This window comes from Pedobacter sp. BMA (assembly GCF_001027745.1).
Taxonomy (GTDB): domain Bacteria; phylum Bacteroidota; class Bacteroidia; order Sphingobacteriales; family Sphingobacteriaceae; genus Pedobacter.
Window position 1 is genome coordinate 483,611 of record NZ_LECU01000005.1, and the last position, 14,411, is coordinate 498,021.

Below are 14,411 nucleotides of genomic sequence, written 5' to 3' on the forward strand. Positions count from 1 at the left end.
GTTATCATGTATAGATTTCTGTTCCTTTGCTTTCCTGTTTTATTTGGCTTTTTTACCCGTAACGAAGTGCGGCAGTTTAAAATTACAGGTTATGCACAGGGAACAGATTATACCATTACCTATTATGCAACAGATAGCGTGGCGACAAAAAAAGGTATTGATAGTTTGCTCGACGACATTGATCAGTCTATGTCTTTATACAAGCCAAACTCGTTAATTAGCCGGTTTAATTCATCCGACAGGCAAATTAACACCGATCATTTCCTGGATACCGTTTTGAAAAGAAGTTTCGAAATTAATCAAGATACGAAGGGAATCTTCGACATTACGGTTGCGCCGCTGGTTCAGGCCTGGGGATTTGGCCCGCGAAAAGCGGATGAAGAACCGGGCAGGGCGAAACTAAAATCTATTTTAGCTTGTGTAGGCATGAAAAACCTGCATTTTGAAAATGGTTCGCTCACCAAAACGAAACCATGTGTACAAATTGATTTAAACGGAATAGCCCAGGGCTACAGTGTGGATTTAATTGCCGGTTATCTGGAAAAAAAAGGGATCAGAACCTACATCGCAGAACTGGGTGGGGAACTTAGAATTTCCGGTCCTAAACCCGATGGCTCAGCAATAAAAATTGGTATTGAAGGACCGGATGAGAATAATGAACCTGCAATCAGGCATATTGCAATGGTAAACAGCGGGGCCATCACCACCTCTGGAAATTACCGTAAATTTCACCAGAGCGGAAAGAAAAAACTATCTCACCTGATCAATGCCAAAACCGGTTATCCGCTTGAAAATGAAATGATCAGTGTGACTGTTTATGCTAAAGATGCCATTACAGCCGATGGCTACGATAATGCCCTGATGGGGATGCACCTGAAAGATGCGCTACATTTTGTGGAACAAAGAAAAGATCTGGAAGCTTATTTTGTTTATCACCGCAAAGACGGATCTATTGCCGATACACTATCTGCCGGATTCAAAAAAATATTAAAAAAATAAGCCTGGCTTTACATTTAAAAACGAACAAATGAAAAGAAGTGAATTTATAAGAAACAGCCTGTTAACAGCCGGTGCCATTACTGCAGGAACAGGTTTCAGTAATGCTTTTGAAGGAGAACAGCAGTTTCCTGCCGACCGGGTGTTCAACCTCGACTACGCGCCACACCAGGGGATGTTTGAAAACCATGCAGGAAAGAATTTTCTCGATCAGATTCAGTTTATGTATGATAAAGGCTTCCGTTCAATAGAGGATAACGGTTACCTGAACAGGTCTGTAGACGAACAGGATAAAATCGGAAATCTCCTGGCTAAGTTAGGTATGAGGATGGGCGTTTTTGTAGTGGATGGTGGCGACAACTGGAAAACTTCACTGACTACCGGAAAGAAAGATTTTAAAGACAAATTCATAGAAACCTGTAAAAAATCGGTAGAGGCCGCAAAACGTTGTAATGCCAAATGGGTTACCGTAGTACCAGGCTTTTACGAACGTAATCTGCCTTATGGCAATCAGTTTGCCAATGTAATAGATGCCATGCGGGCAGGAGCAGAAATTTTCGAGCCCCATGGTATAATTATGGTGCTGGAAACGCTGAGTGATACCCCGGAACTTTTCCTTCAGAAAACCAATGAAACCTACGCAGTATGCAAAGCAGTAAAAAGTCCATCATGCAAAATCTTATATGATATTTACCACATGCAGCGCACTGAAGGCGACTTGATTAAAACCATAGATCGTTGCTGGGATGAAATCGCCTATATTCAAATTGGAGATAATCCGGGTAGAAAAGAACCGACCACTGGCGAAATCAACTATAAAAACCTGTTTAAGCACCTGCATCAAAAAGGCTATAAAGGCGTAATGGGAATGGAGCACGGTAATTCCAAGGGAGGTAAAGAAGGCGAACTGGCCGTAATTGCAGCTTATCGTAAAGAAGATAGTTTTCTTTAGCCAAAGCAAGGGTGTTGAATTGGTTAACTGTTTAGTCGGCTAACCAATTCGACAATGACTATGAATGTACTGGCTTTGTAAGCTGGCGGCAGCCAAACGCAGGTTACTCCCATTTCTTTTAAATGGGCGGCTTCATTTGCTACTTTCAGCCATAAGTTCTGGTATTCATTATAGTACCAGTGGAAAAATTGTATGAGGGTAAGGTTCCGCACTATTTTCAGCTTAAAACATGGGTTTAGATCAATAGTTTCAAAGTTCACATTCCTGATGTTGAAACAGGCCTGAATAATGTGTGATTAATCATTATTGACATTACGACGATAATTCCTTTACGCAGAATACCAAATAAGCAATATTTTGCTGTACATTTTAATTACTTTTGCGCTCAGTTATGAGTTTGAAAAAGAAATTTGCCAAAGAGAGTTTTACGATAATGAATGAGCTGGTATTACCAAATGATACCAACACCTTAAACAATTTGATGGGCGGCCGTTTGTTACACTGGATGGATATCGCAGCAGCAATTTCAGCTCAAAAACATTGCAACCGCATTGTAGTAACCGCTTCTGTAGACAACGTTTCTTTTAAACAACCTATAAAACTGGGCGATGTGATCACTATTGAAGCTAAAGTGACCCGCGCGTTTAACACCTCTGTTGAAGTTCGTTTAGATGTTTGGTCTGAAAATATTCCGAGTGGTGCACGCCAGAAAAGCAATGAAGCTTACTATACTTTTGTGGCAGTTGATCAAAGCGCAAGAACCATCCCTGTGGCAGAAGTAATACCCGAAACACCCGAAGAAGTGGAATTGTATGATGGCGCTTTAAGACGCCGCCAGCTTCGCCTTGTTTTAGGTGGTAAAATGAGTCCTGACGATGCCAGCGAACTAAAAGCTTTATTCTTTAAAGCATAATTTTTACATAAACCTGCCCCTCGCTTAATTTGATTGTTTTATTTTAGCGGCTTACCCTAGGCTGAAAAATATGACAACCTATACCATTCTTATTATTTTAAGCGGATTAGTAATTTTCTCTTATCTGTTTGATTTAGTGTCCAGTAGAACAAAAATACCATCGGTTTTATTGCTCTTACTGCTTGGCATAGGCTTGAGGTTTCTGGTCGATTCTTTAAAAATCCAAACGTTTAATTTTCTGTCTATCCTACCTACCCTTGGTACCGTAGGCCTGATTTTAATTGTATTTGAGGGATCTCTGGAATTAAAATACGACCGGAATAAAAACAAACTTATTAGAAGCGCCTTTTTATCAGCACTGACGATTTTGCTGGGAACAATTACCGTTATTACCCTAATCGTATATCAGATCACTCATCATAATTTGTATACGTGCATTGCAAATGCCATTCCATTTAGCGTAATCAGCTCGGCAATTGCCATACCATCAGCTGCGGCATTAAATAAGTCAGATAAAGAGTTTGTCATTTACGAATCGTCATTCTCCGATATACTGGGCATCATTATATTTAATTTCGCAATCACCAATCACTCCATTACGCCCTCTGCATTTATTGGCCTGGGGTTAAGCACCTTCTTAATTATTCTGCTATCAGCTATTGCGTGTGTAGTCCTATTATATATCATGGGAAAACTTGTTCATCACATCAAGTTTTTCCTGATCATCTCCATCCTGATATTGGTATACGCCATCGGTCAATCCTATCATTTATCTTCACTGGTACTGATTTTGAGTACAGGATTATTTTTGAACAACGCCGATACCATTCAAAATATGTGGTTCAGAAGTGTTTTTATTTATAAAAACTTAACCAATGATCTTTCACAGCTTTATCAGTTGTCTGCAGAAAGTGCTTTCATTCTGCGCACATTTTTCTTCGTGATTTTTGGGTTTACCATGAATATCGGCGAGCTAAACAATAAACTGATCCTGGCAAATGGTTTTTTCATACTGATCAGCATTTACCTGATCCGGGTATTTTTCTTAAAAGTATTCAAGAATGGCAGCGTATCTCCAATTTTATTTATAGCACCCCGTGGTTTGATTAGCATTTTACTTTACTTTAACCTACCTGCATCGCTTAAGGTAATTGAAGTGGGTCCGTCATTTTTATTCCTCGTTGTATTGGGATCAAGCATTGTAATGACGCTCGGCATCACACTAAGCAAAAGAAAAACAGAAGAGATTACGGTTTAAACTGACTGTAAGATAAGGAAACTGATCATCAGCTTCCCATTTCCAAAATCTTATCAAATTCTTCGGCTTTTAAAGACATCACAGAAAGGCGGCCTTGTCTAACCAATGATATATCGGTAAGGCTGGGTTCAGCTTTGATCTGCTCCAACGATACGGGATACTTTAATGTCTCTACCGGAGCGAGATCTACAACAACCCAGTTGGCATCATCAGTAGTAGGATCTTGGTAAAACTCTTTGATCACTTTCGCAATACCAACTACATTTTTTCCTTCATTACTATGATAGAATAATACCAGATCACCCTGTTTCATCGCTTTCAGGTTGTTTCTGGCCTGATAATTACGAACACCATCCCAAAAGGTGCGCCCATCTTCATTAAATTTTTCCCAACTGTATTTAAAAGGTTCACTCTTTACTAACCAATGATTCATATGTATCTTTATTAATGATTCAAAACTACCAAAACGAAGTGAATTTGAAAACTACTCCAGGCGACAATTACATCTGTTTTTAATAAAAATAAAGCAACATGAGATATTATATGATATTTTAGGGCACTGAAAATATACGTATGGAAAAAGATCTTAGTCAAAAAACATTTGCACTGGTTACCGGAGCCAGTAAAGGATTAGGCAAATCATTTGCTATAGAACTGGCAAAGAAAGGATATAACCTTGCTTTGATTGCGAGGTCTGAAGCGGAACTTGCCGGAATTTGCAAAGAACTTTCCAGTCAATACGGCATAAAAGCAACTTTTTTAGCGATTGATCTGGCTGAAAGCGCTTCACCTGAAACAGTATTAAACTGGATATCAGAAAATTACTTGAAGATTTCGGTACTAATCAACAACGCGGGATATGGCTTGTGGGGCAATTTCTCTTCTTTAGACTTATCTGCTCAAATGGATATGTGCAGGTTAAATATGGATACTGTAGTGAAGCTATGTCACCTTTTTATACCCCGCTTGCTTTTGGAAAAAGAAGCATATATCCTGAACGTTTCCAGTACCGCAGCCTATCAGGCTGTTCCAACACTTGCTATCTATTCAGCTACCAAATCATTTATTCTTTCCTTTACCAGAGCACTGCGCTTTGAACATAGGGAAAGTAACCTATCCATTACCTGCTTAAGCCCGGGACCTGTCGACACGGGGTTTGCCCACAGAGCTGGACTGGATGCTTTTAGCAAGATGGCTGAAAAGTTTAACATGAAACCCAATGAGGTTGCAAAAATAGGCCTAAACGGCTTGTTCGGCCGCAAATCAGAAGTCATTCCAGGCTTCACCAATCTAATTAGCGTGTACGCCAACAGAGTCCTGCCTAAGTTCTTCATCGAAAAGATGGCGGCAGGAATTTATAAAACCTGATTTATTTCAAAAAAAAGCATTTTAAATTCGTTGTAATGTTAAAAAAAGATTACGTTTGTATTAAATACTACTAAATCTATAGATAATGTATAAGTATAGACACTTATCTTACACTCATGCACAGAACCACTCGCGAATGCGAATGTGCTGCTGTTGTTCATAATCTTCTATCAACCAATTCTACATTTCCTTAATTTAAACTTTTACTATATGGCATCCTCGTATCCAACCTTTACCTTATCAGAAAATCTAACCTCAGCACAGATTGATTTTTTCAATACGCACGGTTTCATCCATTTCAAAAACTTTATCGAAAAGTCTACAGTCGCCTCCATCAATCAGGCATCAAAAGAAGTTCAAAGAGACTGGATAAATGCAGATATCCGTAAAATAAACGGGGTGCCAATTAAATATGGAACCGATTTAGATGGTTCCAGAATTGTGCAGCGTTTTGCGTTCATCAACCAGCATCACAAAACGCTGAGTGGTTTATTACTTGATCCAAGAATTTCAGCTTTACTTCCCCTGGCCGGAGAAGATTCAAGATTAGGCACGGAAGAAAAAGACGGAATGGTTTTCAATCATTACGTGAATGGCCCCGACAGCAGTTTCACTAAAATGGGTTGGCATACAGATGGATTAAGAGATATTTTTTATGGTGGAAAACTAAATCCAATGCTCAACGTTGGAATCCATCTGACTACGCAGAACCCACAGAATGGTGGATTGAAAATTATACCAGGAACACACAAACAGAGTATTTACCAGATGCTTTTCCGTAAAAAATATTTCTTAGATAATAAACCAGACAGAGATGAGGTTTCCATCCTGCCAGAAGCAGGTGACCTGACTGTTCATGACGGGAGATTATGGCATAGAGTAGCAGAGTCATCAATTCGTGGAGAAGAGAGCAGAAGAAAGGTGATTTATATTCCAATAATCGCTGGAAAATATGCGCCGAAAAATGAAAATAGTCCAACAGTATTTTATCAGCGTTTTGCGGGGATAGTTAAATAGCTTATGATCTTTATCTTAATTTTTAGTTACCTGGCCAAAACCGGAAAACTTCGAAAACCTTTATTAATGATTAAATCATGTCAGAAAAAGATTCATAACACCTACAGGCCGGAGGTAGCTATAATCTCGGGCATTATTTTGTTAAGCTGCTGATGGCGATAAGCGAGAAGGTGCAGATAACAGAGCGGAAGCAAATTTTTGCAGATCGTAAACGATCAAACATCATGCGGAATGGTGAACAGTTTTTAATTCACGCTCTGCTGAAATGTGTTCCCGGTTGGGTTTCACCGAATATCCTGACAGGCATCGGTATGCTCGGATCTTTCATTGTATTTGGAGGGTTCACGCTTGCAGAGCACTATCATAAAAACTTCCTGCTGTTAGGTATAGTTGGACTGATCGTAAATTGGCTAGGCGATTCTCTTGATGGCAGATTGGCTTACTATCGAAATACTCCCAGAAAGTGGTACGGCTTCGCTTTAGATATCATCATGGACTGGATGAGCATCATCCTTACAGGTTTAGGATACTATTATTATGCAAATGAGAGTGTTAAAGTTTTAGGTTTCCTTTTCGTAGTACTTTACGGATGGTCGATGATCATATCGCTGCTCAGATATAAGATAACAAATGTCTATCGTATAGATTCAGGTTGGTTCGGCCCCACTGAACTCCGTGTACTAATTGCGCTGATTTTTATTGTAGAGTGGCTATTTCCTCAAACCATTACATACTCCGCTTTGATCACCACGGCATCTTTGTTCATCATCAATATGGTCGATACCATTAAGTTACTGGAAGCTGGGAACGAGCGTGATCGGGAGGAAAAGTTAAAATGAAGAAGCGTAAATCAATAATAATATTCCTTAAGGCTCAGCTTTCAGCATTTTCAGGAGGAATAACCGATTATGCTTTGATGATATTTCTTACCGAGATTTTACACCTGCATTTCGTCTTTTCAATCCTGATTTCCGGAACCGTTGGAGGAATTGTTAACTTTTCTTTAAACCGCCTTTGGGCGTTCAAAAATCAGTCAGGATACTCCGCAACACCCCAACAACAGTTAACAAGGTTTGTCGGAGTGGTATTGGGTAGCATTTCCTTAAAGTCGGCTGGGACCTACCTGCTACACCGAACCATCAATTTAGATTATCGGATAGGTCGCTTACTAATCGACAGTATTGTTTCTTACGGGTTTAACTATCCACTGATGAAACACTGGGTTTTTAGATCCAGCAAAGCAGTCCAATCTCATTAACTGCCCCTAAAAGTACAGGATCTGCTTGACCATCCTGCACTGCAAAAACAAAATGACTACTGATTCTATAGAATATATATTAATTATACTATATTTGCTTAGCAGTTCAGAATTTGAATGTCTAATCAAGATAACATTCATGGGAATTTGCACAACATAGTCATGTGGCCGAGTGGTTGAGGTACAGGTCTGCAAAACCTTTTACGGCGGTTCGAATCCGCCCATGACGTCAAAGAAATTGATAATTACAAAAATGCCATTACCTAACGACTGCCCGCTGGTCAGGGATTTTTTTAATATACCCGGAAATTGCGGTGCAACAAAAATTGATGATGAGGAAGATTACTTAATCGCCAATAGAAAAGAGGCGGAAAAGCCAAAGGAAACCGCGGGAGAAACGGAAGACCCGCATCTCCAAGTAGATGAAATCAATAAGGGTTTTAGCTTAATTTAAACGCAGGATTTTCGATTAAGCCGATAACATTTCCAAACGGATCGAAGATACTTCCAACCCAAACGTCTCCCCCAACATTATTCGGCTGCTCATGAATATCAACATCCATACTGGCCAAACGATCAAAAGCCGATTTAATATTCTCAACACCCCAGTAGGTGATGGAATGGTTACCATTGCTATAACCAGTATCATCCGGATTTAAACCCAGTTCGAAGCCACCAATATTATAACCAACATAATAGGCTTCGTCAAAATAGGGCTCAATCTCGAAAACCTTTTTATACCATTCTTTCGCAGCTTCTAAATCGCCAACGTAATACACAATCGTCCTAAGTCCCTGTAACATAGTTTATTTTTTAATTAATGATTATCAATTGAGCAGTTAAATGGCTAAACAACCATTCTTTTAACTTTTAATGGATGATTTTAAATACAAGTTCCTTAAGAAGCTCTCCATCATTTACATTCCCCGAACTGTCCAGCCCCTTACTCTTCAAATCATATTCCCGAAGCAGGCTGATGACCTGAAAAACTTTTCCTGCGTGATAATTTCGCGCTGCAACTTCATAATCCTTGATAAAAAAAGGCGGAACGCCTAATACTGAAGCTGCATCAGCTTTGTTAGGCACATAGTGATATTTCAGCAGCTTGGTAAAATATCCTCCTAAATTAGCCAGCACCATAACCATAGGATTTGCTTTGGGGTTGCTTGAGAAATAATTGATGATTCTGTTGCACTTCAATACGTCACGGATAGCAAGCGCTTTTTGGAGTTCGAAAACATTATACTCTTTGCTGATGCCGATATTTTTCTGAACCAGATCCGTATTTATCGTCATCTCTTTAGGTACATTGAGCATGAGTTTTTCAATCTCATTCGCAATCTTCGACAAGTCAGTGCCGAGATATTCGGCCATTAACGCGGAAGCCTGCTGGTCTATCTTATAACCCTTTTCGCGTATAAATTCCTCAATCCAAGGTACGAGTTTATAATCCCTAACCGCATCCGACTGAAAGATCAGTCCGCTTTTACTAATTGCCTTGTAAATTTTCTTCCGCTTATCAAAATTTGCATACTTAAATGCCAGTACTAAAATGGTGCTCGGTAAAGGCTTCTCGAAATAATTTAATACAAATTCAGCCTCCTTACTACCCGCGTCCTCCTTACCCCATTTTAAATCCTGCGCTTCTTTTACAATAACAACCTGGTATTCCGACATCATAGGATAACGCTTGGCCGCGCCAAGAACAGTGTTCATATCAGTGTCCTTGCCGTATAAAACCGTTTGATTGAAGCCTTTTTCTGCACTGTTTAATACGTTATCTTCTATATAATCCGTTAGCTGGTCGATGTAATACGATTCCTCACCATGTAATAAATACACTGGCTTATACTTACGGGCTTTGATATCCTTGATAATTTCGGCGGCGGTCATAGCTGTAAAATTACAATTTAGCTTTTATGATTCTCGCAATTGTTTATAAACAATAGTAACTTTAGCCCGTCAGTTTTATTTGAATAACAGCACAAACCTGCAATCCACACCAGTGACTAAAAATGTTTAACCCTACTCCACTTAATCTTCCACCATACCCGTTTAAAATTACAAAGAAAGATGATGTGGTTTTTATTTTCGATGAACTGAGAAGAAAACATCTTGTTTTAACGCCCGAAGAGTGGGTACGCCAGCATTTTATACAGGATTTGATTGCCAGCAAAAAATTTCCTAAAACCCTGATTCAAATTGAGGGAGGCCTGGTATTAAATCAATTGCAAAAGCGTAGTGACATCCTGGTTTACAATACTGCCGGGGAAAAGCTGATGCTTATTGAGTGTAAAGCGCCAAAAGTTAAAATTACCCAGGCCGTATTTGAGCAGGCTTCCCGATATAATTCTATTCACCAGGCTAAATGGATTGTTTTAACCAATGGCCTGCAGCATGTATATGCCAAAATGGATATCAAAAATGGGAGTTTTGCCTTTACGCCTCAAATGCCAGAGTATCCGGATCTATAGCACGCAATCGTTTAACCTTGTAATACCTGTCACAAGCCATATTCCTTTTTCCAAAGCTGCTTGGTACCCGAATAGATTGCTTCATTACACATGGCTACGCAAATGGCAGCCTGGGTACCCGTGTTGATTCCGGATACAGGCTGCGAGCCGGTTATAACCGATTTATAAAATTCATCCAAAGCATAAATGGTCCCGTCTTTAGTCGGCTTGTCTAATATAGGAATGCCGCCATCTTGATTCACAACAATCTTAGTAGCCCCGCTTACCCCGTCAACAATTCCAAGTTCTTTTTTGGCGATCTCTTCAGGATAAAACACTCCTGTATCTGTTAATAATGACACAGTCCCTTTTGTCCCTTTAATTTTAAAAAGATAACCGTCATGCTTATTTCCACAAGTAGCGCCGAAGTTACCAATCATGCCTTTTTCGTTGTAACGAAGTATAGCCTGAATATTATCATAGGTTTCCCGGCCATCTTCGAAAACATCGATCCCACCCGAACCTATAATTTCATCAGGTTGCGTTTCAAATGCCCAGTTGATGAAATCGATCTGGTGAGACAATAGTTCAGCAGCAAGCCCTCCAGAATATTCTTTATACATACGCCAGTTGATTTTACGCTCCAGAGACGGGTCGGGTACAGGCCTGCGCCAGTTCGCATTCCGGTCCCAGCGACAATCAATTTGCGATACCTTGCCCAGGTATCCACTCTGAATCATATCCTTCACCTTGAAATAAAGTGGCGAGTAACGGTATTGATAGCCAACCTGAAAAGTTCGTTGTTTTGAAAGATTTACCAGTTTTTTCAATTCAAGCGCCTGTTCAATACTGTAGGTCATTGTTTTTTCTACATACACATGCTTACCCGCAAGTACTGCACCTTTTGCAATTTTGAAATGCTCACTTAAGGGCGTTGCAATAAAAACAGCATCTATATTTTTATCGTCCAGAACCTGCTGATAATTCTTAATTGGCTTGGCGTCAGCAGGAACATATTTTTCAGCTTCTTTTAATCTGAAATCCAGCACATCACAGTAAGCGGCCGTTCTGAATTTTGAAGGCATCGACTTAATTACCGACAGCACACCTTTGCCCCTGTCACCACAGCCAATCATCGCAATATTGATCACCCGATCTGCTTTTACATCAGCAAAGACTTCATTCCCCAATAACAAACCAGAACCTAGCAAAGCTGAATCCCTGATAAACGATCTACGATGCATTTTTACGCTATTTATTTAAAACAAAAGCCTATAACGACTTTATTTTTATTGTTCTGAAATCAACCTTGTTACCATGATCCTGCAATAAGATGTGTCCTTTAGGAGCTTCCCCGAAATTTTTCCAGTCTTTGTATTTACTGATGGCCACAAGTTTTCTAAATTCTTCCGAACCACGCACATATTCCAGCACCTTAACCCCGTTTAAATAATGCTCTACCCTGTTATCAGGATAAACCACTACCCTTCCATTGTTCCACGATCCGATTGGACGCAGGTAACGGGCTTCCTTTTTTGAAGTGATCAGGTCGTAAAGCGATGCCAGTGTACGGTTTCCGTCTCTACCTAGTTTAGCATCAGGGTGAAGTACATCATCCAAAACCTGATACTCCAGACCAATTGCCGATCCCGTATTATTTTCACTCAGGGTAACAAAGTATTTAACTCCGCTGTTGGCGCCGGGTGTAAGCTTAAACTCAAAAGACAAATCAAATGCGGAGAATTCTTCTTTGGTTACAATATCACCGCCATTGGTAGATTCTGCGCCCCCCGATGGCTCAACACTAATTACACCACTGGCAATTTTCCATCCCTTCTCCGGAAAAGCTGGTTTATAGGCGCCCTTCCAGCCTGCGTTACTTTTTCCATCAAACAGCAGTTTGTATCCATTAGCTTTCTCATATGCAGAAAGCGTATTTGGCGTTAAATTTACAGTATAAACGCCTTTCGGAAAAGTTTTTGCTTTTAAGCCTTCGGTCTGGATATTGATGTTTTTGAAATAAACTTTCTTTCCATCATTACCCAGTTCGTTTCCAATGCCATGTACCTGTAAACCAATGAAACCCGATTGATCTAATGTATCGATTACGTAGGCAATAGGTATTCCGTTAACCCAGGTTTTTAATTCATCACCAATGTTTTCGATCTTGTAATGGTTGAATTCATTCTTTTTATAAACCGATTTCGCCGGGGAATTAAGTTCAAGCGGATAAAGCCACAGTCGCCTGGCCTCATCATAAATCCCCCCTGTCCAGGCCCGCACCGTGGGATCTATTTCAACCTGCCTGCCAAACACCAGCCCCTTGCCATTGTTGCCCTCTGCCTTGATATGACTACGGGTCTGAATCCCTGAGTTGGTCGTCTCACCTTCAAGCTTAACATCCAGTTCCAGAACAAAATCCCCATATTCCAGCTCAGTAATCAGAAATGAGTTTGGTGTGCCTTTTGTCATGGTCCCCACAATCATCCCGTCTTCCACCTTATAAGGTGCAGCACCTGCAACAGCTTTCCAGCCTGTAAGCGTCTTGCCATCAAAAAGTGGCCTTGTTTTCTGCGCTGCCGAAGTTAAACTGGCAAATGTTAGCGCTAAAAATGTGTATCTTCTAATGTTTAACATTTATTTATAGTTTACAACCCTTTACATCTAAGTGCATCTTCGTTATTCAAACTTTTTGAACTTAGTTATCTTAGGTGGTGATAAATGATTTAATATTTAAAAACTTTGCCATTTGCAATCACTTCTTGCCTGCCCTCATCGAAAATGGATTTAGCACCTGTTCTAACCGCAGCATTGGTCATGATATTGGCAATGGAATGTGAATAACCAGCTTCGACCGGAGCATTTGGTGTTTTACGGCTCCGCACACATTCCATCCAGTTCCTCATGTGCCCCGACGTTAGCGCATCCCCACCCATATTTGCCCCGGTGGCCGCTTTTATTTCAGTTTTACTCAGGTCGAATTCAGGTAAAAGATTAGCCTTTAAGCCCATCGCCGCTGCCTCTCTTTCTTTCAATCCACCCTTTGGAGAAACTTTATTGGTAATCAGGTTAAGCTCTCCTCCATTCGAATAATAAACCTCACCTACATCTCCCACACTATTCTGCATTCTCGAAGTAAAGGTTACCTGAAAACCATCTGTTGTATCTGGCTGACCGTAATCAAAAACCGCAACCATAGAATCCCAGTTCCTCCGTCCGTCTTTCCAGGTGTAAATGCCGCCGTTAGCAACAACACTCCTCGGGTGCTTTAATCCTGTAAACCAATGAACCGTATCAATCTGATGCGACATCCACTGTCCGGGCATACCTGAAGAGTAAGGCCAGAATAACCGGTACTCCAGATACTTACGTGGATCGAAACTTTCGGAAGGCCTGTTTAATAAAAACTTTTTCCAGTCAATATCCGCTTCTTTTAGCTTAGCTACCAGATCAGGTCTTCGCCATCGTCCCGGCTGATTTACGTTCCATACCAAATCAACTGCGGTAATGGGCCCAAACTTACCTTCCTGTATAAATTTAGCCGCGTTTACATAGTTTTCTCCGCTTCTGCGCTGAGAGCCAATCTGCACAATCCTGTCGGTTGCCTTTACTGCTCTAAGCGCCGCCTTGGCGTCATCCATTGTCTCAGCAAATGGTTTTTCAACGTATGCATCACAGTTAGCTTTTACGGCCTCAATCGTATGAAGGGCATGCTGAAAATCAGCCGTGCTGATAATGACGGCATCAAGGTCTTTTGTGACATATAGCTCTTCGTTATTACGGCAGGCTTTGATGTCATGTCCAAATTTATCTTTTAAATGAGCGATACCTAAATCCCGACGGTAGTTCCACAAGTCTGATAATCCAACTATATCAAAATTGAGTTCCTTATTGTGGTTTAAAAAGCAGGGTAATAAGGTATCCTTAAACCGGTCTGAAAAGCCTACTACGCCAACACGGACACGGTCATTTGCGCCGATAATCCGACCGTAACTCTTGGCACTCATACCCATTGTACCGGCGTAAGTAGCCGCAGCAAAAATCGCGGACTGTTTAATGAATTTTCTCCTTGGGTTTTCCATGGTTAATATTAGGTTAGAATAAAATAAAAGGCTGTGGGTAAACCGTTTTATCAACCTAAAATATGGTTAATAAAACCAAAAGCTGAATTCTGATAAGTAATATTTTTGAAACCA

Annotated in this window: 16 protein-coding genes and 1 tRNA gene; 11 read left to right on the forward strand and 6 right to left on the reverse strand. The window is 40.4% G+C overall.

The genetic code is table 11. The features are described 5' to 3' along the window. Positions 1-6: 6 nt before the first annotated feature. From AB669_RS11610 to AB669_RS11625, 4 genes are all read left to right on the forward strand, one after another. Positions 7-999: an FAD:protein FMN transferase gene (locus tag AB669_RS11610; protein ID WP_047799457.1), complete on the forward strand. Its 993-nt coding sequence runs from the start codon at positions 7-9 to the stop codon at positions 997-999. 28 nt (positions 1,000-1,027) lie between these two features. Further along, entirely contained in the window at positions 1,028-1,948 is a 921-nt protein-coding gene (locus AB669_RS11615) for a hydroxypyruvate isomerase family protein (protein ID WP_047799458.1), read from the forward strand. A 391-nt stretch (positions 1,949-2,339) separates the two neighbouring features. Then, positions 2,340-2,861: an acyl-CoA thioesterase gene (locus AB669_RS11620; protein ID WP_047799459.1), complete on the forward strand. Its 522-nt coding sequence runs from the start codon at positions 2,340-2,342 to the stop codon at positions 2,859-2,861. A gap of 70 nt (positions 2,862-2,931) precedes the next feature. Beyond that, on the forward strand, positions 2,932-4,119 hold the full coding sequence (locus AB669_RS11625) for a sodium:proton antiporter (protein WP_047799460.1): 1,188 nt from the start codon (positions 2,932-2,934) through the stop codon (positions 4,117-4,119). Between the two features lie 28 nt (positions 4,120-4,147). Here the strand turns inward: AB669_RS11625 and AB669_RS11630 are convergent, their stop codons facing one another. Further along, the gene (locus AB669_RS11630; RefSeq protein WP_047799461.1) at positions 4,148-4,552 is read right to left on the reverse strand and encodes an EVE domain-containing protein; all 405 of its coding nucleotides are present in this window, start codon (positions 4,550-4,552) and stop codon (positions 4,148-4,150) included. 140 nt (positions 4,553-4,692) lie between these two features. On the opposite strand from AB669_RS11630, the gene AB669_RS11635 reads away from it, so the two are divergent. From AB669_RS11635 to AB669_RS21810, 6 genes are all read left to right on the forward strand, one after another. After that, on the forward strand, positions 4,693-5,487 hold the full coding sequence (locus tag AB669_RS11635; protein ID WP_047799462.1) for an SDR family oxidoreductase: 795 nt from the start codon (positions 4,693-4,695) through the stop codon (positions 5,485-5,487). A 210-nt stretch (positions 5,488-5,697) separates the two neighbouring features. Beyond that, complete coding sequence (locus AB669_RS11640; protein ID WP_047799463.1) at positions 5,698-6,504, forward strand: phytanoyl-CoA dioxygenase family protein; 807 nt, start codon at positions 5,698-5,700, stop codon at positions 6,502-6,504. A gap of 152 nt (positions 6,505-6,656) precedes the next feature. Further along, entirely contained in the window at positions 6,657-7,343 is a 687-nt protein-coding gene (locus tag AB669_RS11645) for a CDP-alcohol phosphatidyltransferase family protein (RefSeq protein ID WP_047799464.1), read from the forward strand. Continuing rightward, positions 7,340-7,762, forward strand: a complete 423-nt coding sequence (locus tag AB669_RS11650; protein WP_047799465.1) for a GtrA family protein — start codon at positions 7,340-7,342, stop codon at positions 7,760-7,762. The genes AB669_RS11645 and AB669_RS11650 overlap by 4 nt, the downstream gene beginning before the upstream one ends. A gap of 158 nt (positions 7,763-7,920) precedes the next feature. Further along, positions 7,921-7,992 (forward strand) — tRNA-Cys (locus AB669_RS11655). 23 nt (positions 7,993-8,015) lie between these two features. Further along, the gene (locus AB669_RS21810) at positions 8,016-8,216 is read left to right on the forward strand and encodes a hypothetical protein (RefSeq protein WP_156166734.1); all 201 of its coding nucleotides are present in this window, start codon (positions 8,016-8,018) and stop codon (positions 8,214-8,216) included. Here AB669_RS21810 and AB669_RS11665 read toward each other — a convergent pair. Together AB669_RS11665 and holA are read right to left on the reverse strand one after the other, a co-directional pair. Further along, positions 8,203-8,565 (reverse strand): VOC family protein, encoded by a 363-nt coding sequence (locus AB669_RS11665; RefSeq protein WP_047799467.1) that lies wholly within the window; start codon positions 8,563-8,565, stop codon positions 8,203-8,205. The two genes, AB669_RS21810 and AB669_RS11665, sit on opposite strands and share 14 nt — an antisense overlap. Before the next feature lie 67 nt (positions 8,566-8,632). Further along, positions 8,633-9,655, reverse strand: a complete 1,023-nt coding sequence (gene holA / locus AB669_RS11670) for a DNA polymerase III subunit delta (RefSeq protein ID WP_047799468.1) — start codon at positions 9,653-9,655, stop codon at positions 8,633-8,635. A 122-nt stretch (positions 9,656-9,777) separates the two neighbouring features. Here holA and AB669_RS11675 point away from each other — a divergent pair, with 122 nt between their 5' ends. Beyond that, the gene (locus tag AB669_RS11675) at positions 9,778-10,236 is read left to right on the forward strand and encodes a type I restriction enzyme HsdR N-terminal domain-containing protein (protein ID WP_047799469.1); all 459 of its coding nucleotides are present in this window, start codon (positions 9,778-9,780) and stop codon (positions 10,234-10,236) included. Between the two features lie 29 nt (positions 10,237-10,265). Here the strand turns inward: AB669_RS11675 and AB669_RS11680 are convergent, their stop codons facing one another. The 3 genes from AB669_RS11680 to AB669_RS11690 all read right to left on the reverse strand — a co-directional run bounded on the left by AB669_RS11680 (position 10,266) and on the right by AB669_RS11690 (position 14,297). Next, the gene (locus tag AB669_RS11680; RefSeq protein WP_047799470.1) at positions 10,266-11,459 is read right to left on the reverse strand and encodes a Gfo/Idh/MocA family protein; all 1,194 of its coding nucleotides are present in this window, start codon (positions 11,457-11,459) and stop codon (positions 10,266-10,268) included. A gap of 28 nt (positions 11,460-11,487) precedes the next feature. Further along, a complete protein-coding gene (locus tag AB669_RS11685) occupies positions 11,488-12,852 on the reverse strand; it encodes a DUF1080 domain-containing protein (RefSeq protein WP_047799471.1) in 1,365 nt (454 codons plus the stop codon). Positions 12,853-12,941: 89 nt separating this feature from the next. Next, on the reverse strand, positions 12,942-14,297 hold the full coding sequence (locus tag AB669_RS11690) for a Gfo/Idh/MocA family protein (protein WP_047799472.1): 1,356 nt from the start codon (positions 14,295-14,297) through the stop codon (positions 12,942-12,944). Positions 14,298-14,411 lie beyond the last annotated feature (114 nt).

Excerpts from the sequence above, each read along its gene's own strand:
- AB669_RS11610 (WP_047799457.1), top strand. The coding sequence starts at position 7 with ATGTATAGATTTCTGTTCCTTTGCTTTCCTGTTTTATTTGGCTTTTTT.
- AB669_RS11615 (WP_047799458.1), top strand. The coding sequence starts at position 1,028 with ATGAAAAGAAGTGAATTTATAAGAAACAGCCTGTTAACAGCCGGTGCC.
- AB669_RS11620 (WP_047799459.1), top strand. The coding sequence starts at position 2,340 with ATGAGTTTGAAAAAGAAATTTGCCAAAGAGAGTTTTACGATAATGAAT.
- AB669_RS11625 (WP_047799460.1), top strand. The coding sequence starts at position 2,932 with ATGACAACCTATACCATTCTTATTATTTTAAGCGGATTAGTAATTTTC.
- AB669_RS11630 (WP_047799461.1), bottom strand. The coding sequence starts at position 4,552 with ATGAATCATTGGTTAGTAAAGAGTGAACCTTTTAAATACAGTTGGGAA.
- AB669_RS11635 (WP_047799462.1), top strand. The coding sequence starts at position 4,693 with ATGGAAAAAGATCTTAGTCAAAAAACATTTGCACTGGTTACCGGAGCC.
- AB669_RS11640 (WP_047799463.1), top strand. The coding sequence starts at position 5,698 with ATGGCATCCTCGTATCCAACCTTTACCTTATCAGAAAATCTAACCTCA.
- AB669_RS11645 (WP_047799464.1), top strand. The coding sequence starts at position 6,657 with ATGGCGATAAGCGAGAAGGTGCAGATAACAGAGCGGAAGCAAATTTTT.
- AB669_RS11650 (WP_047799465.1), top strand. The coding sequence starts at position 7,340 with ATGAAGAAGCGTAAATCAATAATAATATTCCTTAAGGCTCAGCTTTCA.
- AB669_RS21810 (WP_156166734.1), top strand. The coding sequence starts at position 8,016 with ATGCCATTACCTAACGACTGCCCGCTGGTCAGGGATTTTTTTAATATA.
- AB669_RS11665 (WP_047799467.1), bottom strand. The coding sequence starts at position 8,565 with ATGTTACAGGGACTTAGGACGATTGTGTATTACGTTGGCGATTTAGAA.
- holA (WP_047799468.1), bottom strand. The coding sequence starts at position 9,655 with ATGACCGCCGCCGAAATTATCAAGGATATCAAAGCCCGTAAGTATAAG.
- AB669_RS11675 (WP_047799469.1), top strand. The coding sequence starts at position 9,778 with ATGTTTAACCCTACTCCACTTAATCTTCCACCATACCCGTTTAAAATT.
- AB669_RS11680 (WP_047799470.1), bottom strand. The coding sequence starts at position 11,459 with ATGCATCGTAGATCGTTTATCAGGGATTCAGCTTTGCTAGGTTCTGGT.
- AB669_RS11685 (WP_047799471.1), bottom strand. The coding sequence starts at position 12,852 with ATGTTAAACATTAGAAGATACACATTTTTAGCGCTAACATTTGCCAGT.
- AB669_RS11690 (WP_047799472.1), bottom strand. The coding sequence starts at position 14,297 with ATGGAAAACCCAAGGAGAAAATTCATTAAACAGTCCGCGATTTTTGCT.